The sequence below is a fragment of the Chelatococcus sp. KU-N122 genome, from assembly GCF_055391085.1.
Map to the genome: position 1 here is coordinate 2,145,490 of NZ_AP043981.1, position 20,485 is coordinate 2,165,974.

General features: G+C 68.1%; 17 protein-coding genes. 9 read left to right on the plus strand and 8 right to left on the minus strand.

The window, feature by feature from the left end; genetic code table 11:
• Nucleotides 1–67: 67 nt before the first annotated feature.
• From ACZ5PO_RS09555 to ACZ5PO_RS09570, 4 genes are all read right to left on the minus strand, one after another.
• Complete coding sequence (locus ACZ5PO_RS09555) at nt 68–1,717, minus strand: class I adenylate-forming enzyme family protein (RefSeq protein ID WP_464192685.1); 1,650 nt, start codon at nt 1,715–1,717, stop codon at nt 68–70.
• Between the two features lie 117 nt (nt 1,718–1,834).
• Nucleotides 1,835–3,451 (minus strand): AMP-binding protein, encoded by a 1,617-nt coding sequence (locus ACZ5PO_RS09560; protein WP_464192687.1) that lies wholly within the window; start codon nt 3,449–3,451, stop codon nt 1,835–1,837.
• A 10-nt stretch (nt 3,452–3,461) separates the two neighbouring features.
• The gene (locus tag ACZ5PO_RS09565) at nt 3,462–3,764 is read right to left on the minus strand and encodes an SDR family oxidoreductase (RefSeq protein WP_464192689.1); all 303 of its coding nucleotides are present in this window, start codon (nt 3,762–3,764) and stop codon (nt 3,462–3,464) included.
• Between the two features lie 57 nt (nt 3,765–3,821).
• Nucleotides 3,822–5,024, minus strand: coding sequence for an ABC transporter substrate-binding protein (locus tag ACZ5PO_RS09570; protein WP_464192692.1), 1,203 nt, complete (start codon nt 5,022–5,024; stop codon nt 3,822–3,824).
• 224 nt (nt 5,025–5,248) lie between these two features.
• Here ACZ5PO_RS09570 and ACZ5PO_RS09575 point away from each other — a divergent pair, with 224 nt between their 5' ends.
• Nucleotides 5,249–5,902, plus strand: a complete 654-nt coding sequence (locus ACZ5PO_RS09575; protein ID WP_464192694.1) for a TetR/AcrR family transcriptional regulator — start codon at nt 5,249–5,251, stop codon at nt 5,900–5,902.
• Here ACZ5PO_RS09575 and ACZ5PO_RS09580 read toward each other — a convergent pair.
• The gene (locus ACZ5PO_RS09580; RefSeq protein ID WP_464192697.1) at nt 5,856–7,442 is read right to left on the minus strand and encodes a flavin-containing monooxygenase; all 1,587 of its coding nucleotides are present in this window, start codon (nt 7,440–7,442) and stop codon (nt 5,856–5,858) included. The two genes, ACZ5PO_RS09575 and ACZ5PO_RS09580, sit on opposite strands and share 47 nt — an antisense overlap.
• A gap of 400 nt (nt 7,443–7,842) precedes the next feature.
• Between ACZ5PO_RS09580 and ACZ5PO_RS09585 the strand changes: the two genes are divergently transcribed.
• The 6 genes from ACZ5PO_RS09585 (at nt 7,843) to ACZ5PO_RS09610 (ending at nt 13,892) form a co-directional block, all read left to right on the plus strand.
• The gene (locus tag ACZ5PO_RS09585) at nt 7,843–8,904 is read left to right on the plus strand and encodes an acyl-CoA dehydrogenase family protein (RefSeq protein ID WP_464192699.1); all 1,062 of its coding nucleotides are present in this window, start codon (nt 7,843–7,845) and stop codon (nt 8,902–8,904) included.
• A 38-nt stretch (nt 8,905–8,942) separates the two neighbouring features.
• Nucleotides 8,943–10,091 (plus strand): acyl-CoA dehydrogenase family protein, encoded by a 1,149-nt coding sequence (locus ACZ5PO_RS09590; RefSeq protein ID WP_464192702.1) that lies wholly within the window; start codon nt 8,943–8,945, stop codon nt 10,089–10,091.
• A gap of 132 nt (nt 10,092–10,223) precedes the next feature.
• Nucleotides 10,224–11,309, plus strand: a complete 1,086-nt coding sequence (gene ada, locus ACZ5PO_RS09595) for a bifunctional DNA-binding transcriptional regulator/O6-methylguanine-DNA methyltransferase Ada (protein ID WP_464192704.1) — start codon at nt 10,224–10,226, stop codon at nt 11,307–11,309.
• A 342-nt stretch (nt 11,310–11,651) separates the two neighbouring features.
• Nucleotides 11,652–12,317: a L,D-transpeptidase gene (locus tag ACZ5PO_RS09600; RefSeq protein WP_464192706.1), complete on the plus strand. Its 666-nt coding sequence runs from the start codon at nt 11,652–11,654 to the stop codon at nt 12,315–12,317.
• A 130-nt stretch (nt 12,318–12,447) separates the two neighbouring features.
• A complete protein-coding gene (locus ACZ5PO_RS09605; protein ID WP_464192709.1) occupies nt 12,448–13,374 on the plus strand; it encodes a glutathione S-transferase family protein in 927 nt (308 codons plus the stop codon).
• A 32-nt stretch (nt 13,375–13,406) separates the two neighbouring features.
• Nucleotides 13,407–13,892 (plus strand): PaaI family thioesterase, encoded by a 486-nt coding sequence (locus ACZ5PO_RS09610; RefSeq protein ID WP_464192711.1) that lies wholly within the window; start codon nt 13,407–13,409, stop codon nt 13,890–13,892.
• A 13-nt stretch (nt 13,893–13,905) separates the two neighbouring features.
• Here ACZ5PO_RS09610 and ACZ5PO_RS09615 read toward each other — a convergent pair whose 3' ends face one another.
• Nucleotides 13,906–14,853: a DMT family transporter gene (locus tag ACZ5PO_RS09615; RefSeq protein WP_464196778.1), complete on the minus strand. Its 948-nt coding sequence runs from the start codon at nt 14,851–14,853 to the stop codon at nt 13,906–13,908.
• A 394-nt stretch (nt 14,854–15,247) separates the two neighbouring features.
• Here ACZ5PO_RS09615 and ACZ5PO_RS09620 point away from each other — a divergent pair, with 394 nt between their 5' ends.
• Entirely contained in the window at nt 15,248–16,540 is a 1,293-nt protein-coding gene (locus tag ACZ5PO_RS09620; protein ID WP_464192713.1) for an adenylosuccinate synthase, read from the plus strand.
• Between the two features lie 32 nt (nt 16,541–16,572).
• On the plus strand, nt 16,573–17,904 hold the full coding sequence (locus tag ACZ5PO_RS09625; RefSeq protein WP_464192714.1) for a histidine kinase: 1,332 nt from the start codon (nt 16,573–16,575) through the stop codon (nt 17,902–17,904).
• Between the two features lie 193 nt (nt 17,905–18,097).
• Here ACZ5PO_RS09625 and rpoH read toward each other — a convergent pair whose 3' ends face one another.
• Both rpoH and ACZ5PO_RS09635 read right to left on the minus strand, forming a co-directional pair.
• Nucleotides 18,098–19,015: an RNA polymerase sigma factor RpoH gene (gene rpoH, locus ACZ5PO_RS09630; RefSeq protein WP_464192717.1), complete on the minus strand. Its 918-nt coding sequence runs from the start codon at nt 19,013–19,015 to the stop codon at nt 18,098–18,100.
• A gap of 256 nt (nt 19,016–19,271) precedes the next feature.
• Complete coding sequence (locus tag ACZ5PO_RS09635; RefSeq protein ID WP_464192719.1) at nt 19,272–20,342, minus strand: RluA family pseudouridine synthase; 1,071 nt, start codon at nt 20,340–20,342, stop codon at nt 19,272–19,274.
• Nucleotides 20,343–20,485 lie beyond the last annotated feature (143 nt).

The window sequence follows — 20,485 nt, forward strand, 5'->3', positions numbered from 1 at the left end:
ACTGAATGGTAGCAATTGGTTTCGTCAAGTAGCTCGACGCTGCCGCGGTGGGACGGCGGCCCACAGATCAGCCGGCCGCGCCCGCGCCCGTTGCGGCGACTTTGCGTCTCACGTCCTCTTCCGCCCTGGCCTTGAGGATGTAGCGTTGAACCTTCCCGGACGACGTTTGCGGCAGCGCGTCGACGAAGAAGACGTGCCGCGGAATCTTGAAGCTCGCGATCCTGCCGCGACACGCGCCGATGATCGCCGCCTCGTCGCACAGGCCGTGGGGCTCGGCCATGACCACGTAGGCCACCGGAACCTCGGCCAGCCGCTCGTCGGGGATGGGCACGACGGCGACCTGGGCGATGCCGGGGACGAGCTGGGCCAGTTCGAGCTCGACGCCCTGGGCGGACACGTTCTCGCCGCCGACCTTGAGCATCTCCTTGTAGCGTCCCGTGAAGCGGATGCTGCCGTCCGCGTACATGATCCCTTGATCGCCGCTGTGGTACCAGCCGTCCGCATCGAGGGCCTTCGCCGTCGCGTCCGGGTCGGCAAAATAGCCCTTCATGAGGGTATAGCCCCGGAACAGCATCTCGCCCGGCACGCCGTGCGGGACCTCCGCCTGGGTCTCCGGGTCGATCATCTTGATCTCGACGCCGCGCATCGGCCGCCCGGACAGCCCGCAGCGTTCATCACGGGGCGCCTCCACCGGGCTGGTGGCGATCCAGCTCCAGGTTTCGGACGATCCGACTCCGCTCACGGTGGGACAGATCTTGTCCTGAACCTCGAGGCAAACGGGAATGGTGCTGTCCATCCCCGACGGAAAGGTGCCGAAGCGCAGGCTCGAGAGGTCCCGCGCCTTGCGTGCCTGCGCCCGCAGCAGATCCGAATAGTGGGTATCGAAGCCATGCAGGATGGTCACCCGTTCGGCCTGGATCAGGTCGAGCGCGTCGTCGGCGTCGAAGGTCTCGAGCACGATCTGCTTGACGCCGGTCAGGAAGCTCGAGATCACGATCTCGCTGAGCGAGTACAAGTGGAACATCGGCAGGTAGTTCAGGGTGGCCTCGCCTGCCGAGAGCCGCCACAGGCTCGCTCGCTCCGCCACGTTCCCGACGCAGCTGTGGTCGTGCATGACCCCCTTCGGGTGCCCCGTCGTTCCCGACGTGAAGATGATCAGCGCCAGATCATGGCGCGTGAGCCCGCCCTGCCGGCGGCGCACCGCGTCCGGGCCGGAGCCGCGGCCACGCGCGATCAGCTGCGGCCAGGGCAGGGCCCCCGGCAGGCTCCGCTCGCCGATGACGATCACGTGCTCGAGCTGGGGAAACCCAGCCGCGCGCAACGGCGGCGGGGCCGTCAGCGCGGGCAGGATCGTCGCGATGATCGACAGGTAGTCGACCGGCCCCGACTGGTCGACGGTCACCAGCGCCCGGCACTCGGCACGGGCCAGCACATAGGCGAGGTCCGTCTCCCGGTATCGGGTATTGAAGGGAACGGCAACGCCACCGATGCGGAGGACCGCGAAGAGCGCGATCACGAACTCAGGGCGATTGGTGACCATCAGGCCGACCTTGTCGCCGGCCTCCAGGCCCAGCGCGAGCAGCCCGCGCGCCGCCTGCTCGATGCGGTCCTCCAGGTCGCGGAAGGTGTAGGTCGCGCCGCGAAAGGCGAGCGCGATCCGGTCCGGCCACCGCGCCGCCGCTCGTGCGGGAAGCTCGCCAAGAAGGGGGAACGACATCCGACTTTCCTCGCTCAGAGATAAGAACAGGCCGCAGCCGGATCGGCCGTCGACGCCGAGGATCTGTCCGGAGATGGAGGACGCGTGCTCCTGCATCCGCATGCCGCGCCGGCGTGGTCAGCCACGGATCCGCTCCCGGCCGATGCGGATGCCGGCTTGCTCCCGGTCCCAGGTGTCCGCGGTGATCCCCGCCGTGCGGAGAACGTATTTCTCGATTTTCTGCGTCGGCGTCTTCGGGAGGTCGGGCAGGACGCGGATGTATCGCGGCAGCATGAAATGGGCGAGGCGCGGTTGCAGGAACGCGAGCAGCTCGGCCGGATCGAGCGTCTGGCCGGGGACCGGGGAGACCACGGCCAGCACCTCGTCCTCGGAGGCCGGGCTCGGCACCGCGACCACGGCGCACTCGCGGACGTGCGGATGGGCGGTGATCTCGGCTTCCACTTCGAAGGACGAGATGTTCTCGCCGCGTCGCCGGATGGCGTCCTTCAGCCGGTCGACGAAGAAGAAATCGCCGTCCGCATCGCGTCTGAACGCGTCGCCCGTATGGAACCAGCCGTTGCGCCACGCCCGCGCGGTTGCCTCCGGGTCCTTGAAGTAGCCGGAGTTGAGCGCCCACGGCGCATCGGCGCGGACGATCAGCTCGCCGGTCGTCCCGTGCGGGACTTCGCAATCGTTCTCGTCGACGACCCGGACCTCGACGCCGTCCCGGACGCGGCCGCAGGTGCCGGGCTTGGGCGGATTGGCCTGAGACACGATCGGGATGTTCAGCTCGGTCATGTTGAAGATGGTCCACACATCCACGCCGAAGCGTTCGCCGAACGCGCGCCAGCCGTCGTCGAGGGGGATCATGAGGACCTTCCTGAGGGGGTGATCCCGATCCCCTGGCGAGGGGGGACGTTTCGCGATGAAGCCGGTCATCACGCCCAGCAGGATGACGAACGTCGCCTGCGTCGCCTTGATCGCCGGCCAGAACCGCTCCGTGGCAAACTCCCCGGCCAAGCCGATCGCGCCGCCGCGCAGCAGCATGGCGTAGACGGGGACCGTCCCGCCGATGTGAAACAACGGCAGGTACAGCAGCGCGCAATCGGTGCCGTCGAGCATGTAGAAGCTCTGCGGCCCGCTCATGTGGAAGAGGTGCGCGTAGGAGCTCGCCACCCCCTTCGACCGGCCGGTGGTGCCGGACGTGTAGACGATGGACTGGAGATCCCAGGGCTCGATCGGCCGGGCGAGCGGCGGGAGGTCGGCGGGGTCGCCGGCGAGCGCGGTGTCGGCCGCATGCATGGCCAGCGCGTGCACGGCCTCGGCCTGGCCGCCGACCACGACACAGGTCGTGAGCTCCGCCGTATCGACGGCGGCCAGCCGCGAGACGAGATCGACGCTGGCGACGATCACCCGGGAGCCGGCGTTGGCCAGGACATGGGCCAGCAGCGCCCCCCGGTAGGCGATGTTGATCGGGACATAGGTGGCCCCGAGCCAGTTGATCGCGAACCAGACACGGATCATCTCGATGCCGTTCGGCAGCCAGACCGTGACCGTATCGCCCTGCCTCACGCCGAGGGCGGCGAGACCGGCTGCGACCCGTTCGACCTGCTGCTTGAAGTCGGCGTAGGTGATCGACGCCCCGTCGTCGAAGCGGACGAAGGGACGCTCTGCGAACTCCCGGGAGGCACGCTCAAGCACATAGCGCAGGACGCAACGGTCGCGGTCCGGCACGCGGGGATCATGGGAGGCCATCGCGTCGTCCTCAAGCCTGTTCGGAGCGGTCGGGATGGGCAAGCGGCCGAGGCTCGGGAAGGAATTTGGCGATCGACCAGCCGCCGTCCACGGGCAAGACCACGCCGGCAATGAACACGGATGCCGGCGACGCCAGGAGGAGGCGGGGCTCCCCGATCTCCTCCGGCTGCCCCACCCGGCCCAGCGGACAGCCCTCGATCATCATGCGTTGCCACCAATCATCATTCTTGATGCGACCGCGCTCCAGGAACACCTTCGCGATGCCCCTTCCGGCGCCTCGGGACGTTCCGGTAGCGATGCAGACATTGTCCATCGGGATCTCCTGCCGAAGCCGAACGGTGGACCTGCGAACCGTCTGCGCAGGATCCTGTCAGTTTTTCCCGATGAAGCTGCAGCTGCTGTCGGCCAGCGGGCGGGCCGCAGCGTCCCCGTCGAGCGTCGCGACCAGCTTGTAGTAGTCCCAGGGGCGCTTCGACTCGGCCGGCGACTTGACTCGGAAGAGGTGAACGGGCCTGAGGACACGGCCATCGTCCCTGACGCGTGCATTGACGGTCCAGAAATCGTTCACCGGCAATTCGCGAATCTTCGCGGCAACCGCCTTCGGCTCGGTCGAGCCCGCGGCCTGCACGGACTTCAGATAGTGGAAGACCGCGCTGTAGATCCCGGCCTGCACCGTGGTCGGCATCGCGCCGATGGACTTGTCGAACCGCTCGGAGAATTTGCGCGTGTCGTCGTTCAGGTCCCAGTAGAAGGGTTCCGAGATGTACATGCCCTGGGCATTCTGCAGCCCGATGCTGTGAACATCGGTGATGAACGCGACCAGCGCCGCCAGGGACTGGCCCGAGGAGGTGATTCCGAACTCGGATGCCTGACGGACCGCATTGATGAAGTCGGACCCGGCGATCGCAAGCCCCACGACCTGCGAACCGGAGCCCTGGGCCTGCAGCAGGAACGACGTCATGTCGGGCAGCCCGGGCCTGACCTTGACGGCTCCCTTCACGGTCCCGCCGTTCTGCTCGATGATGCCCGTCGCCTCGCGTTGTGAAGCCACTCCGAACGCGCTGTCGGTCGACAGGAAGAACCAGGATTTGCCGCCGTCCTTCACGACGGCCTCGCCCGTGGACTTGACCAGCATGTAGCTGTCCCACGACCAGTGAAAGCCCGTGGGAGAACACGCCTTGTTGGTAAGATCGCTCGATCCGCCGCTCGACATGATGTCGACGACTCCGGACGACCGGGTCAGCTCTCTGACGGCCAGCGATGCCGCCGAGTGAGCGACGCCGGTGATCATGTCGATATGCTTGTCCTTGATCCATTCCGCCGCCGTTGCAGAGGCGATGTCGGGCTTGTTCTGATGGTCGGCGACGAGCAGCTCGATCGGGCGACCCAGCACCGAGGCGCCGAAATCCTCGATGGCCATGCGCGCAGCCGCGGCCGAGCCCTTGCCCGCGATGTCGGCGAAGATGCCTGACATGTCCTCGAGCAGCCCGATCTTGACGGGCGTATCCGCGGCCATGGCTTGAGAGCCTGTCCAGAGGAACGCCGCGGCGGCGATGCTGATGATTTTTCTCATTCTTCCCCCCGATGTACGACGGACCGGACGAACCGCCGGCCTTGAACGTCCGCTGGAGCGCGTCGCGCTGGATCTTCCGTATGATAGGATCACCTACCAAGCGGTATCAATAGGTGTCAACATGGTATATTTTTATCGCTTCTGGTCATGGCCGGCCCCCATGTTATCTGGGGCCGAGCCACGAACCGGGAACCTGAAAGCTAGCGACACGAATGGAAGCTACTGTGGACGCGAAGGAAACCGTACGGGCCTACAAGCGGCGCCTCATTATCGATACGGCAGCCAGGCTCTTCAACGAGAAGGGCTTTCAGAAGACGACGCTTGACGACATCGCTTCGTCGCTGAAAGTGACAAAACCTTTTGTATATACCTACTTCAAGAATAAGTATGCCGTTCTCGAAGAATTGTTCGACGTCGTCTATAGAGATCTTTACAACGACGTTGTTCATGCGCTCGAGAGCAGGGAGGGCAGCCCGACGACGCGTCTCGTTCAATTCACGCGCGTCTACGTCGAGAAAAACATAAAGCAGCGTACTTTCAGCTCGATTCTTCTCCAGGAAGAGAAGAGCCTAAGTCCAGAGAAAATCGCGGATATCAGAAAGACCCAAAGGGATTTTGACAGCAAGTTGACGCGCCTGCTTGAAGACGGCGTCGCTTGCGGCGAGTTCGATATTCGAGATCCGGCCGTTACATCGTTGGCCTTGAGCGGCATGGTCCGCTGGTCCCATCGATGGTATTCGCCAAGCGGCCGTCTGTCGCCGGCCGAGCTGTGTGACGAGATGGCCGAGCTTGCGCTGAAGCTTGCCGGCGCGAGCCCGACACGGCCGTCGCCTAAGGCCGTTCCGCGGACAAGGAAGAGGCGCGAACCCGCTCGCTGACCAGCGATTTCGCATCATCGCGCGCCGGTTCAAGGCCGATCTCGACGGAGTCGGGCGAGGTCGACACGGCCCAGGCTGCGCTGTCGATCGTAACCACATCGAAGTCCCCAAAGTTAGGTTCGCTCATGTCGGCCACGAACTTTTCGTAGTTCCAGGGCCAAGACGCAACGTTTCCGTTGCGATCCATATACCAGTTCTTGCAGCCGCTGACCCAAACGGTATCCGGCATCTTCGCTTTGATGGCGTCATTAAATCTTTTTGTCGCGTCGACTCTTGGAGAGATCTCCTTCAAGTCTGTTGCCAAGCGATCAATCAAGGTTAGAGCATAGCCGAATTGCTGCTCCGCTGTCATGATGAATGAGAAATTCCCGATAGGACTGTTCGGGCCGCCGATCATGAACCAATTTGGGAAGTTCGGGATGGTGACGCCCAAGTAGGCTTCGGCGGCCCCTGCCCAGGCTTCATCGAGGCGCAGGCCGTTCCGGCCCCGAACGTCCATGGGGGCAAGGAAGCTATGTGCATCATACCCCGTGGCAAGCACCAGAATGTCGAGGCTGTGAAGCATGCCATCCCCGGTGCGAACGCCGGTCGGCTCGATGGCTTCTATCCGGTCTGCGACCAGTGTCGCGTTCGGCCGCTGTATGGCGTCGTAGAAGTTGTCCGACATGATCAAGCGTTTGCATCCCACCTGGTAGTCCGGCGTGAGCTTCCTGCGCAGCTCGGGATCGCGCACCGAGTTGAGATGGTCTCGACACTGCCTCGAGATATGCGCGTAGGCGGCTGGGTTGTCGCCCACGACGGCCGCGGCGAAGCGGCTGTTGAAGGCGTCCGCCAGCCTGGCATACTCTGCATCGAGAGCGCTGGGGTCGCGCCGGTACCTCTCTTTGGTCTCCTCCGGAATGTCTTTGTTGGGCAAAGGAAGGATCCACTGCGCGGTCCGCTGGAACATGGCCAGCTCAGCGACCTCGTCCACGATCGCCGCGACAATCTGAATGGCGGTGGATCCCGTCCCGACGACGCCCACTTTTCGGCCCTTCAGAGGCACCGAATGATCCCATCTTGCGGCGTGGAATCTCGGTCCTTCGAAGCTTTCGAGGCCGGGTATGCTGGGGAATGTCGGAAATCGCAGAATGCCGGCCGCCGAGACGACGGCGTCGAACGGGCCGCGTGGGCCTCTATTCGTGTGCAGCCGCCACCGGCCATCGACGAATTCGGCCTTCAGCACGTCGGTCCGAAACTCCGTCCTCGAGCCTACGTCGTGCTTGAGGGCCACGCTTTTCAGGTAGGAGAGGATTTCGGGGCCGGAGGAACATACGCGCGTCCACTCAGCATAGGGTTCAAACGAATAGCGGTATAAATGCGATGGCACATCGCAGGCAAGACCAGGATAGGTGTTGTCGCGCCAAGTCCCGCCAAAATCCGGGCCTTTGTCAAAGATGGTGACGTCCCGGTGGCCATTCTCGCGGAGCTTTATATAAGCCATTACGCCAGAGGCGCCGGCCCCGATGATGGCGATGCGTAGGCTCCTGGTATGCTTCACGTCGATCAGCTCCGAAATGTCTGCCGCTGCTCAAGATATGCACGGGGGTAGCTCAAGCATGAGGGCTAGAGCATTCCGCAACTGGATGAGACCAATCCAATTGCGGAGACTGCTCCAACTCTTTGAATCTGGAGCGCTTCTCTTGCGATCGGGCGAGTCCACCCAACCGCCGAGCGCTCCAGGCCGGCGAGGCTTGATCCGAGCCTCGCGGACTAAGCTACCGAACGGTAGATAAATCTGTCAATCGGTATCTACTGCACGCAGATCGCGAGCGGGCGATGGGGAGGACTTGAGACTTGAAGCAAAGCGGTGATAGGTCATCCGGCGGTTGCCTGACACGCGGTCGTGCGTGGCGTGCGAAGGCGCTCCCCCGGTGGTCTGAAGCTCTTTGGGATGATCGATGAGCGAGATGCGCGACATGTTCGTGGAGACGGCCGAGCGGCTGTTGCGGGATCATTGCACGCCGGCGCTGCTGCGCGAGGCTGCGGCGACCGGGACGCTGTCGGCGGAATTCTGGGCGGCGATGGTCGATGCCGGCCTCACCAAGGCGGCGGTGGCGGAGGATGCCGGCGGCAGCGGCGCCGATCTCGCCGATGCGCTCGCCCTGCTGGTTCCCGCCGGCCGCCATGCGGCGCCCGCGCCGCTGGCGGAAACGCTGCTCGCCGGCTGGCTACTGGGCCGGGCGGGCATTGCCGTGCCGGACGAGCCGCTCACCCTCGCCGTGCCCCGCGCGGGTGAAGAGGTCCGCTTCAGCGACGGCGCGGCGGGGCCGCGGCTCACGGGCCGCGTGGCGCGCGTGCCGTGGGCACGAGCGGCGAGCGGCGGCATCGTGGTCATCGCCGAGGGCGCCGAGGGCCCGGTGCTCGCCCTGGTGAAGCCGGCCGGCTGCGTTCTTTCGCCGGCCGCCAACCTGGCCGGCGAGCCGCGCGACGACGTCGCCTTCGACGGGGCGCCGGTCGAGGTGGCGGCGGCCGCGCCGGTCAGCCGCGACGACGCCTGGGCGCTGGGGGCGGCGGCGCGCAGCGCCCAGATGGCCGGGGCGCTCCAGACCGTGCTGGCGCTCAGCGTCCAGTACGCCCAGGATCGGGTGCAGTTCGGCAAGCCGCTGGCCAAGCTGCAGGTGATCCAGCAGAACCTGGCCATCATCGCCACCCAAGCGGCGGCGGCGACCTCGGCCGCCGACGGCGCCATCGAGGCGGCGGGGCGCGACCTCGCCTCGCTCGCCATCGGCGCCGCCAAGGCCCGCGCCGGCGAGGCGGCCAGCATCGCCTGCAACATCGCCCACCAGGTGCACGGCGCCATCGGCTTCACCCGCGAGCACGCGCTGCATCATTCGACGCAGAGGCTGTGGTCCTGGCGCGACGAGTTCGGCAATGACGCCTTCTGGCAGAAGCGCCTGGGCGAGCGCGCCGTGGCGGCTGGGGCCGACCGGCTCTGGGCGCTGATCACCGCCGCCGCCTGAGCCGCCCGCCCCCTCTTCGAGCTTCAGGGAGCATCAGCATGGATGCCGTCAGCTTCGCCCCGCCGCCCGCCTCCGAGGCCGCCGAGCGCGTGCGCGCCGAGGTCCGCGCGTTCCTCGCCACCGAGCTGGCCGAGAGGCCACCGTTCCAGCGCGCCGATTCGTGGAACGGCTTCGACGCCGACTTCAGCCGCAAGATGGGCGAGCGCGGCTGGGTCGCCATGACGTGGCCCAAGCGCTACGGCGGCCACGAGCGCACGGCGCTCGAGCGCTACGTGGTGCTGGAGGAGATGCTGGCCGCCGGCGCGCCCGTCGGCGCCCATTGGATCGCCGACCGCCAGAGCGGCCCGCTGATCATGAAGGTCGGCACCGACAAGCAGAAGGACGAGGTGCTGCCGCGCATCGCTGCCGGCGAATGCTTCTTCTGCATCGGCATGAGCGAGCCCGACAGCGGCTCCGACCTCGCCTCGGTGCGCACCAAAGCCACCAAGGTGCAGGGCGGCTTCGTGGTCAACGGCACCAAGGTGTGGACCACCAACGCCCACCGCGCCCACTACATGATCCTGCTCTGCCGCACCGGCGAGGTGACGGCCAACCGCCACGCCGGCCTCAGCCAGTTTCTGGTCGACCTGAAGGCGGCCGACGTCGAGATCAACCCGATCATCGACATCGCCGGCCAGCACCACTTCAACGAGGTGGTGTTCAAGGATACCTTCCTGCCCGACGATGCGGTGCTCGGCGGGCTCGGCGACGGCTGGGCGCAGGTGACCAGCGAGCTGGCGCTGGAGCGCAGCGGCCCGGAGCGCTTCCTGTCGTCGTTCACGCTGGTGGTGGAGCTGCTGCGGGCGCTGGGGCCGAACCCCTCGGAGCACGCCAAGATCGCCATCGGCCGCCTGGTCGCCCACTTCATCACGCTGAGGCGCCTGTCGCGCTCGGTCGCCGGGATGCTGCAGGCGGGCGCCGATCCGGCCGTCCAGGCCGCGGTCGTGAAGGACCTGGGCGCGCTGATCGAGCAGGAGATCCCCGAGATCGCCCGCGGCCTGATCGAGATGGAGCCGGACACGCAATCGACCCGCGACGTGGTGGCCGTGCTCGCCCACACCGTGCTCAACGCCCCCTCGTTCTCGCTACGCGGCGGCACCCGCGAGATCCTCCGCGGCATGATCGCCCGTGGCCTCGGACTGCGCTGACGCGGCCGGTCCCAATTCCCGAGCAAGGGGCGGGGTGCGCCGACGGCAGTCTTGCTCCATCGTCGTCGCCACGTGAGCCGCCTTGCTCGCACGGTGCGTGGCTGGCTCCCATATGACGCGAGGAGCACCGCCATGCCTTCGGCATCGATCACGACCATGGAGCGGCCTCGACAGTCCTTCTCCACCGACGACGACCGCTGGGCGGCCGTGGTCGAGCGCAACGCGGCCGCCGACGAGCTGTTCTTCTATTCGGTGAGGACCACCGGCGTGTATTGCCGGCCGTCCTGCGCGGCGCGGCTGGCGCGGCGCGAGAACGTCGCCTTCCACCGCACCTGCGAGGCGGCGGAGCGGGCGGGATTCCGGCCCTGCAAGCGCTGCCGCCCGAACGAGCCGGCGCGGGCCGAGCGGCAGGCGGACGCGGTCGCCAAGGCCTGCCGCATCATCGCCGAGGCCGAGGAGGAGCCGGTGCTCGACCGGCTGGCCGCGGCCGTGGGCATGAGCCGCTTCCATTTCCATCGCGTGTTCAAGGCGGTCACCGGCGTGACGCCGAAAGCCTATGCGGCCGCCCAGCGGGCCGACCGGGTGCGGGCGGCGCTGCCGGCCAGCGCCACCGTCACCGAGGCGATCTACGACGCCGGCTTCAACTCCAACGGCCGCTTCTATGCAAGCTCGTCGGCCATGCTCGGCATGACGCCGACCCGCTTCCGCGCCGGCGGGGTGGGCGAAGAGATCCGCTTTGCCGTGGGCGAATGCTCGCTCGGCTCGATTCTCGTGGCCGCCACCGCGGCCGGCGTGTGCGCCATCCTGCTCGGCGACGAGCCGGACGATCTGGTGCGCGACCTGCAGGATCGCTTCCCCCGCGCCAACTTCATCGGCGGCGACGCGGCGTTCGAGGCGATGGTCGCCCAGGTCGTCGGCTTCGTCGAGGCCCCGGCGCTCGGCCTCGACCTGCCCCTCGACATGCGCGGCACCGCCTTTCAGAAGCGCGTCTGGGACGCGCTGCGCCGCGTGCCGGCCGGGGCGACGACGACCTATGCGGAGATCGCCAAGGCGATCGGCTCGCCCAAGGCGGTGCGCGCCGTCGCCGGCGCCTGCGCGGCCAACCCGCTCGCGGTCGCCATCCCCTGCCACCGCGTCATTCGCACCGACGGCGCCCTGTCGGGCTATCGTTGGGGCGCCGAGCGCAAGTCGGCGCTCCTGAAGCGCGAGGCGGCTTGAGGCGCAAGGGGAGGTATGACTGGCGCGTACGTGCACGGCGTAAGCTCAGGGCTTAGAGCCGCCGTCGACCGGCAGTGGTCGCGCCCGTGTCCTATAGGTAACGCGGCAGTCGATGCCCCCGGCTGCCCCGGACATCCGCGAGGGAACCTGAGGCGCTGCGTTTCCGTTAGGTCAGGCGGGCAGAGAAAGCCTCACCGCGGCCGATCCCGATCTCGCCGCATTGGGCCGCTATCGCGGCCGCCTTCGCGCCCGGCCGACTGCTCCGCTCCGGTGCAGACGTCGGGAGACGATTCGTAAAGGGTTGTGCGCCAGCATGGCCCGGACCGTTGCCGAGGCCCTCAGATGCTCACCCGCCGCCTCTTCATCGCCGGAACGCCGCTGGCGCTCGCCGCCTGCACCGACCGCATGGGCGCGCCGGACATGACCGCGTCCATCCCCGTCATCGATCCCTATTACACGTCCATGTACGCGGCGATCGACGACGACCGATTCCCGATCGCGGCCGTCGATCTCAGCCAGATCGATCCGGCGTTCCTGCGGCGCGAGGTGGCCTATCCCACGTCGGAGCAGCCCGGCACCATCGTCATCGATCCCGGCCGCCATTACCTCTATCTCGTGCGGGCCGGCGGGCGCGCCATCCGCTACGGCGTCGGCGTCGGGCGCGAGGGCTTCGCCTGGAACGGCGCCGCCACGATCCAGCGCAAGGCGGTCTGGCCGGTGTGGACGCCGCCGCGCGAGATGGTGGCGCGCGACCCCAAGGCCGCGCCCTGGGCCAAGGGCATGCCGGGCGGGCCCGACAATCCGCTCGGCGCTCGCGCCATGTACCTCTACCAGAACGGCCGCGACACGCTCTATCGCATTCACGGCACCAACGAGCCGTGGACCATCGGCCAGTCGCTGTCGAGCGGCTGCATCCGCATGCTCAACCAGGACGTCATCAACCTCTACAACGGCACGCCGCTCGGCACCCGCGTCGTGGTGCTGCCCTCCGGCGGCGGAGTGTCCTGACGGCGCTGCGGCGCACCCTCGCGCTGCGGGCGGCCATCTAGCTCGCGTTGAGGCGGTTGGACCCCATCCCTGCTTGGCATTCGGCCCACTCGGACCGAAAAGCGAAGGACAACAACGGGAGGCGACGGCCATGGCCTTGAGCCGCGACAGCATCATCCTGCACCAGTACGACATCTCCCCGTTTTCCGAGAAGGTGCGGGTGGTGTTGGGCATCAAGGGGCTCGAATGGCACGCGTGCCGCCAGCCGGTGATCATGCCGAAGCCGGAGCTGGTGGCGCTCACCGGCGGCTACCGCCGCATCCCGGTGATGCAGATCGGCGCCGACATCTATTGCGACAGCGCTCTGATCATCCGCGAGCTCGAGCGGCGCCATCCCTCGCCGACCTTGTTTCCCGCCGGTGACCGCGGGCTCGCCTATGCGCTCGCCGCCTGGTCGGACAAGGCGGTGTTCAACGCGATCGTGGTCATCCGCTTCGGCGACGGCGCGGAGATCGACGAGGCCTTCGTGAAGGACCGCGAAAAGCTGTCCGGCCGCTTCGATGCCGAGGCCATGCGGCGCGCCGTGCCGGCCATGACCGAGCAGCTCCGCGCCCATTGGGATCTGGTGGAGGCGCAGCTCGCCGATGGGCGCCCGTTCCTGACCGGCGCCGAGCCGGGGCTCGCCGACGCCAGCGTCTACCACAACCTCGCCTTCCTGCGCTGGGGACCCGAAGCGTGCGGCCGCAGTCTCGACGGCTTTACCCGCGTCCTGGCCTGGGAAGAGCGGGTCAAGGCCATCGGCCACGGCACCCGGCACAAGATCACCCGCGAGGAGGCGCTGGCCGTGGCGCGACAGGCCACGTCCATCGAGCGGGCAGGCTGCCAGGGCGAGCCGAATGGCCTCGCCGTCGGCGACCGGATCACCGTCGCGGCCGACGATTATGGCCGCGATCCGATCGAAGGGGAGCTGGTCTCCGCCTCGCCCCGGCACGTGGCCATCCGGCGGCGCGAGGGCCACGTCGGCGAGGTCACCGTCCACTTCCCCCGGGCGGGCTTCACCGTGAAGCGGGTGAGTTGACCGGCGCCCGCGCCGCAGGTATCGGCCGGGCAATGTCCGCGGTTCTGGCTTCCGACGACGATTCCCGTCACGCTCCACCTCTCGGCTTCGTGCCGTTCAGGATCGGTAACGGCCATGATTTCCTGGCCCTGACCGGGCCGTTCCACGTCAGGATCAAGGACGGCTATCTCAGCCTCGGCTTCCGGATCGAGCCCAAGCATTGCAACGTCGCCGGCGTCTGCCACGGCGGCATGCTGCTCACCTTCGCCGACATTCAGATGGCGATTGCCGCCAAGCACCAGGGCGGCCTTGCCGGGTTCCAGCCGACGGTCGGCCTCGCCGGCGATTTCCTCGGCGCCGCACCGCGCGGCGCGTGGCTGGCCGGCCGTACCGACATCGTCAAGGTGGCGGACGGCTTCCTCTTCGCCCGGTGTATCGTGACGGCCGACGACGAGCCGGTGATGCGGGCCAGCGGCAGCTTCAAGCTGGGCAAAGCGACGCCCGAGCTCGAAGCGGCCATGCGGCTGCGGCTCGACTGACGCGCTCTAGCCGTCAGGCTCGGCGCCCGGGCGGGCGGCCGAGGCGCTCGGCGACGTAGATGCCGCCGAGCACCAGCGCCAGCGCTGACGCTTCCACCAGGCCGAAGCGCTCGCCCAGCACCAGCACCCCAAGCAGCGCCCCGAAGATCGGCACCAGGTTCATGAACACGCCGGCCCGGTTGGCGCCGATCAGCTCGACCCCGCGTATGAAGAAGAGCTGCGAGATGAGCGACGGAAACAGCCCGATGTAGACGATCAGGGCGACGCCGGCGGTGCTCGACGGCCATTTTGCCGCGCCCTGGGCGACCTCGTAGGCGAGCAGCGGCAGCGATGTCGCGAAGGCCGCCGCTGCCATGGCGGCGAACAGCACGATGGCCGAGACCTTGGGCCGCGCCGACAGGGCCACCGTGTAGCCGGAATAGAACAGGCAGGCGATGAGCATCAGCCCGTCGCCGAAGTTGAAGGCGAAGGTGGCGAGGACGGAGAGGTCCCCGTGCGTCGAGGCGAGGACGACGCCGATCACGGTCGTCAGCACCCCGACGACCTGCATGCGCGTGATCGGCGTGCGGAAGACGAGGAAGCTGCCGACCAGCACGATGACCGGCATGCCGGCCTGGAACAGGGTGAGATTGACCGCGGTGGTGTAGTGCCCGGCGGCGTAGAAGAGCGCGTTGAAGGCGGTATAGCCGAAGCCGCCGAGCGCCAGCACCAGCGGCCACCGGGGCAGCACCTGGCGCCATTCGGCGGCGATCGTCCGGCGGGAGGTGATGGCGAGGACGACGAGCACGATGGCCCAGCGCAGCGTGGTGATCACCATCGGCGAGAGCTGGCCCGGCGCCAGCCGGCTGGCGGCGGCGTTGCCCGCCCACATCAGCGCGGTGAGCGTGAGCAGCACGTAGGCATTGCTCTCGAAGCCGCGCAGGCGGCCGATCCGAGACGTCCTGAGGGCCGGGGATGACATGCGCACGGCTTTAGCCCATTGCTTAGGCAGGCGGCAGTAAACTTTGGGCATACCGCCCCGGTGCGGGCTGCCTGGGGCGGCCGCAGCCCGCTGCTCTGATCCGTCATCGGACGAGCCCCGGAATCGGTGCCCGCTTTCGCTCCGATGCACGACGATCGCCGACGCCGCGCTTGACGTTGCGGAGCTAATGGCCGATGACGGGCTGCAAGGACCCCGGCCTTGTGGCCGGGGTTTTTCGTTGTCAGGGGTCTACGGCATCGGACCCGACGCCGGGACAAGAGGTTGGAGCATTTCTATCCGATCAGATGACCTCATCTGATCGGACATGCTCTCGAGCAGAGGGATAGGGCGGCGGCTCCGATTCCGTCGGGGCGGACGTCGCGCTAGAGGCACGATGACGAACGTCGTGGTGGTCGGCGCCCAGTGGGGCGACGAAGGCAAGGGCAAGATCGTCGACTGGCTGTCGGAGCAGGCCGACGTGGTGGTGCGCTTCCAGGGCGGGCACAACGCTGGCCACACCCTGGTGATCGACGGCACCACCTATAAGCTGGCGCTGCTGCCGTCGGGGATCGTGCGGCCCGGCAAGCTGTCGGTGATCGGCAACGGCGTCGTCGTCGATCCCTGGCATCTGATCGAGGAGATCGACAAGCTGCGGGCCCAGGGCGTCGCCATCGGCCCGGACACGCTGAAGATCGCCGACAATGCGACGCTGATCCTGCCGCTGCACCGCGAGCTCGACCATTTCCGCGAGACGTCGAATTCCGGGCTCAAGATCGGCACGACCAAGCGCGGCATCGGCCCGGCCTACGAGGACAAGGTCGGCCGCCGCGCCATCCGGGTGATCGACCTGGCGGACGCCGAGACGCTGCCCGACAAGGTGGAGCGGCTGCTCACCCACCACAATGCGCTGCGGCGCGGCCTCGGCATCGAGGAGGTCTGGGCGGCGGACCTGATCGCGGCGCTGACCGAGATCGCGCCGGCCGTGCTGCCCTACGTGGATACGGTGTGGTCGCTGCTCGACGGTCTGAGGCGCGACGGGCGGCGCATTCTGTTCGAGGGCGCCCAGGGCGCGCTGCTCGACATCGACCACGGCACCTACCCGTTCGTCACCTCCTCCAACATCGTCGCCGCCCAGGCGGCCACCGGCTCCGGCCTCGGCCCCTCGGCGATCGGCTACGTGCTCGGCATCGCCAAGGCCTACACCACGCGCGTCGGCGGCGGCCCGTTCCCGACCGAGCTGCACGACGAGATCGGCGAGACGCTCGGCCGCAAGGGCAAGGAGTTCGGCGTCAATACCGGGCGCAAGCGCCGTTGCGGCTGGTTCGATGCGGTGCTCGTGCGGCAGACGGTGCGGACTTCCGGTATCGACGGCATCGCCCTCACCAAGCTCGACATCCTCGACGGCTTCGAGGAGATCAAGGTCTGTGTCGGCTACCGGCTCGATGGCCGCACGCTCGACCACTTTCCGGCGAGCCAGGCGGCTCAGGCGCACGTGGAGCCGATTTACGAGACGATCGAAGGCTGGTCGGGCTCCACCGCCGGCGCCCGCTCGTGGGCGCAGCTGCCCGCGCAGGCGATCAAATACGTCCGTCGTATCGAGGAGTTGATCGGGGCGCCTGTTGCACTCTTGTCAACAAGCCCCGAACGCGACGATACCATCCTGGTGCACAATCCGTTCGAAGGTTGACAATAAACAGGGCGGGGGCGATTCCAGCGGGCATGGCGGACTTTTATCCTCTGTTGGTGCGTGCCGTCGGCGGGTTGCCAGACAACAACCCGAAGACGCGCGAAGCGGTCTACGAGCGGGCGAGGGACGTCCTGCTCCGGCAGCTCCGTGCGCTCGAGCCGCCGCTGCCCGACGACGACGTCGCGCGGGAGATGATTACGCTCGAGGAGGTGATCGACCGCGTCGAGGATGAATACCGGGCCGCCGAGCTAGAGCGGCCGGCAACCCCCGCCGCCCCTGCGGCGCCGCCTCCGGCCGCCGCGACCGAGCCGGCGCCCGCGACCCCGCAGCCCCCCCCGCCTCCAGCCTTCCCGCCGCCCCCCACCTTTCCGCCGCGCCCGGCCTTCCCGCAGTCGACGGCCCGGCCGTCCATCGGCGCCCGGCGGCCGGAGCCGCCTGCCGACGACGCGGACGGCAATGTCGTCCCTGGCGACGATGGCGATACCGATGCGAGCGATCTCGCCGTCTCCCGCGACGGTGCCGTCGACGCCGGTGTGCGGCGGCCGCGGATTGCGCCGTCGCGGCAGTCCGGCGAGGGCAAGAGCAGACGGACCCTGGTGGTCGGCGGCGTGCTGGCGGTGACGATCGCGGCGATGGCCGGCGCGGCCTACTGGCTCAACAAGGTCAACCAGCCCGAGCGACAGGCCGCCTCGCCGGAAACCACCGCCCCGCCGGCCGACGGCGAGCACAAGTACAACGAGCGCATCGGCGAGCCGGCGGCGCCGGGGGCCCCGCAGCGGCAGGCGCCGCCCACGCCGGCCCAGCCGGTCGCCGGCGCGCAGCGCGCTATCCTCTACGAGGAAACACCCGACAATCCGCAGAATCCGATCGTGCTGCAGGGCAAGGTGGTCTGGCGGCTGGACTCCGCCAGTCCGGGCCAAGGCCAGCCGCTCGAGACGGTGATCCGGGCCGACGTCCAGGTGCCCGAGGCGGGTGTGACGCTGGCGATCACCATCCGTCGCAACACGGACGCGACCCTGCCCGCCTCGCACATCATCGAGATGACGTTCGGCAAGGCCGGGACCGGCGGCAGCGACAACCGTGTGATTCGCGATGTCGGCGTGCCGCAGTTCAAGGGCGAGGAGAACGCGCGCGGCGTGCCGCTGGCAGGCCTGCCGGTGCCGGTGACGGATTCGGTGTTCCTGGTCGGCCTGTCGAACCTGCAGGCGGATATCGAGCGCAACCTCGACCTGATCCGCACGCGGCCGTGGATCGACATCCCGATCCGTTACGCCAACGGCCGGCGGGCGGTGCTGGCCCTGGAGAAGGGCGCGACCGGCGACAGCGTGGTGACGCAGGCGCTCAACGCCTGGCAGGGCAATTGAGCTTTCCGGCGGAATGATCGTCGAGTTGGCTTGGGGGGTCGAGTTGGCTTGGGGGGCTCAGTCAGGCCCGGCCGCGGCGCAGCTGCGGTGGAGGCGCTGCCCCCGCCACCATCATGGCCGAACTCGACCCGGCCGCTCGCGGATCAGCGGCTCCGGCTCCACGCAGAGCCGGAGGACCCCTTCGATCGACGGATCAGGCCGACGGAGAGGTCTCCAGCATCGGCCGGGCGCGTGGCGCTTCGAGCCGCGCCACGCCCTTCTTCACCGCTTCCTGCACCTTTTCGAAGGCGCGCACCTCGATCTGGCGCACCCGCTCGCGCGACACGCCGAACTCCGCGGAGAGCTCTTCCAGGGTGATCGGCTCGTCCGCCAGGCGCCGCGCCTCGAAGATGCGGCGTTCGCGGTCGTTGAGCACGCCGAGCGCATCGACGAGCGCCTTGTGCCGGTTCTGGCTCTCCTCGTCGGCGACGAGCAGCGATTCCTGGCTGGCGCTGTCGTCGACCAGCCAATCCTGCCACTCGCCGTCGCCCTCTCCGCCCGCCCGCAGGGGCGAGTTGAGCGAGGCGTCGCCGCCGAGCCGGCGGTTCATGTCCACCACGTCCTGCTCGGGCACGCCGAGCTTCTCCGCGATGTACTTGACCTGCTCCGGCTTGAGATCGCCTTCCTCCAGCGCCGAGATGCGGCCCTTGGCCTTGCGCAGGTTGAAGAACAGCTTCTTCTGATTGGCCGTGGTGCCCATCTTCACCAGCGACCACGATCTCAGGATGTACTCTTGAATGGCGGCCTTGATCCACCACATGGCGTAGGTGGCAAGGCGGAAGCCCTTATCCGGTTCGAAGCGCCGCACGGCCTGCATCAGGCCGACGTTGCCTTCGGACACCACCTCGGAGATCGGCAGGCCGTAGCCGCGATAACCCATCGCGATTTTCGCGACGAGACGGAGGTGGGACGTTACGAGCTTGTGTGCCGCGTCGCGGTCGCCATGTTCGCGCCACTGCTTGGCCAGCATGAATTCCTGCTGCGGCTCGAGCATGGGGAACTTGCGGATCTCCTCGAGGTAGCGAGACAGTCCGCCTTCGTTGGCAAGCGCCGGCAGTGATGCTGCGGCCATGTGAACCTCCTTCCGCGCTCCCTGTCAGGCGAGCGCTCGAGCGGCTGCGGGTTGTGCCAGCCGCTCGTTACTTATGCTGCACCGAAGTGGCCGAATGAGGGCCTGCAGCTCTTGGCCGTTGCTCGGGTGAGAACCGGCGCCGAACGACCCCTGACGTCGGACGGCGCGGGCGACAGTCCACCTGTCGCGGGCGAGGCGGCTCGCGGTTGTGCCACTATGAAGACTTGCCCCCCTGCACGATGTGCGCTGGCGCACATCAGCGATGAGGCAGGTCCTTCACGTCGAGATCGAGCGACTCGATCAGCCCGGCGAGATCGCCAGGCGGCTCGCTCGTGAAGTAGAGGTGCTCGCCCGTCGTTGGATGGGCAAAGCCCAGCACCGCCGCATGCAGGGCTTGCCGGCCCAGCGCCGCCAGTTGCTCCTGGGCTGCGGCCGGCAGAAGCGTCGCCTTGGTCTTGAAGCCGCTACCGTACAGCATGTCGCCCAGCAGGGGATGGCCGACCGACGCCAGATGCACGCGGATCTGGTGGGTCCGGCCCGTTTCGAGCTGACAACGCAGGAGCGAAACGACCGGTTCCTGGTTCGCCGGCCATGCCCCCGCGACCTCCACGTGCGTGATCGCCTCCCGCCCCTGTCCAGCCGGCGCCACGGCGATTTTTTCGCGGTTGCGGCTGCTGCGGGCGAGCGGCTTGTCGATGCGAAGCCCGGCGGCGGTCACGCCGCCCCACACCAGCGCCAGGTAGGCCCGCTCGAGCGGCCCGGTCCGGCCATGGTCGGCGAACTGCCGCGACAGGGCCGCATGCGCCCGGTCGGTCTTGGCCACGACCATCAGGCCGCTGGTGTCCTTGTCGAGCCGATGCACGATGCCGGGCCGGCGCACCCCGCCGATGCCGGAAAGCGAGGCGCCGCAGTGGGCGATCAGCGCGTTCACCAGGGTGCCGGTGTGGTGGCCGGCGGCGGGGTGGACGACCATGCCGGCGGCCTTGTCGACCACCAGCAGCTCCGCATCCTCGTAGAGGATGGTCAGCGGGATCGCTTCACCGGCGGGAGCGGCCGGGCTCGGCGGCGGCACGGTGAGCGCGATCGTCTCGCCGGCCGCAATCTTGAGCGATGGGGTCGCCGCGACCTTGTCGCCGACGCTGACGGCGCCGGCGCGGACGAGCTGCTGGAGGCGCGTGCGCGACAGCTCCGGCACCGCATCGGCCAGAATCCGGTCCAGCCGGCCATCGGCCTCGGCCACGAGCGTGCGTTGCTCGCCGCCCTCCTCGCCTTCCTCCTCCGCCTCGTCCCCCGGCGGCAGCAGGTCGACGTCCAAGGCGGCATCCAAGACGGCATCATCGTCCGGCCCGGCGGGGCCGGAACGAGGGAGGGAGACACTGGCCTGGGACGACGTCATGGATGGCCGCGGATGCACGGGATTGAGGATCAAGGTACGGGGCGCCGATGTTGCCGGATGTACGCGCGACGCGG

What these genes read in the sequence shown, in the direction of transcription:
- ACZ5PO_RS09565 (WP_464192689.1), bottom strand. Translation starts at nt 3,764, where the DNA reads ATGGACAATGTCTGCATCGCTACCGGAACGTCCCGAGGCGCCGGAAGG.
- ACZ5PO_RS09585 (WP_464192699.1), top strand. Translation starts at nt 7,843, where the DNA reads ATGAGCGAGATGCGCGACATGTTCGTGGAGACGGCCGAGCGGCTGTTG.
- ACZ5PO_RS09570 (WP_464192692.1), bottom strand. Translation starts at nt 5,024, where the DNA reads ATGAGAAAAATCATCAGCATCGCCGCCGCGGCGTTCCTCTGGACAGGC.
- ada (WP_464192704.1), top strand. Translation starts at nt 10,224, where the DNA reads ATGCCTTCGGCATCGATCACGACCATGGAGCGGCCTCGACAGTCCTTC.
- ACZ5PO_RS09555 (WP_464192685.1), bottom strand. Translation starts at nt 1,717, where the DNA reads ATGTCGTTCCCCCTTCTTGGCGAGCTTCCCGCACGAGCGGCGGCGCGG.
- rpoH (WP_464192717.1), bottom strand. Translation starts at nt 19,015, where the DNA reads ATGGCCGCAGCATCACTGCCGGCGCTTGCCAACGAAGGCGGACTGTCT.
- ACZ5PO_RS09620 (WP_464192713.1), top strand. Translation starts at nt 15,248, where the DNA reads ATGACGAACGTCGTGGTGGTCGGCGCCCAGTGGGGCGACGAAGGCAAG.
- ACZ5PO_RS09590 (WP_464192702.1), top strand. Translation starts at nt 8,943, where the DNA reads ATGGATGCCGTCAGCTTCGCCCCGCCGCCCGCCTCCGAGGCCGCCGAG.
- ACZ5PO_RS09560 (WP_464192687.1), bottom strand. Translation starts at nt 3,451, where the DNA reads ATGGCCTCCCATGATCCCCGCGTGCCGGACCGCGACCGTTGCGTCCTG.
- ACZ5PO_RS09605 (WP_464192709.1), top strand. Translation starts at nt 12,448, where the DNA reads ATGGCCTTGAGCCGCGACAGCATCATCCTGCACCAGTACGACATCTCC.
- ACZ5PO_RS09610 (WP_464192711.1), top strand. Translation starts at nt 13,407, where the DNA reads ATGTCCGCGGTTCTGGCTTCCGACGACGATTCCCGTCACGCTCCACCT.
- ACZ5PO_RS09625 (WP_464192714.1), top strand. Translation starts at nt 16,573, where the DNA reads ATGGCGGACTTTTATCCTCTGTTGGTGCGTGCCGTCGGCGGGTTGCCA.
- ACZ5PO_RS09615 (WP_464196778.1), bottom strand. Translation starts at nt 14,853, where the DNA reads ATGTCATCCCCGGCCCTCAGGACGTCTCGGATCGGCCGCCTGCGCGGC.
- ACZ5PO_RS09600 (WP_464192706.1), top strand. Translation starts at nt 11,652, where the DNA reads ATGCTCACCCGCCGCCTCTTCATCGCCGGAACGCCGCTGGCGCTCGCC.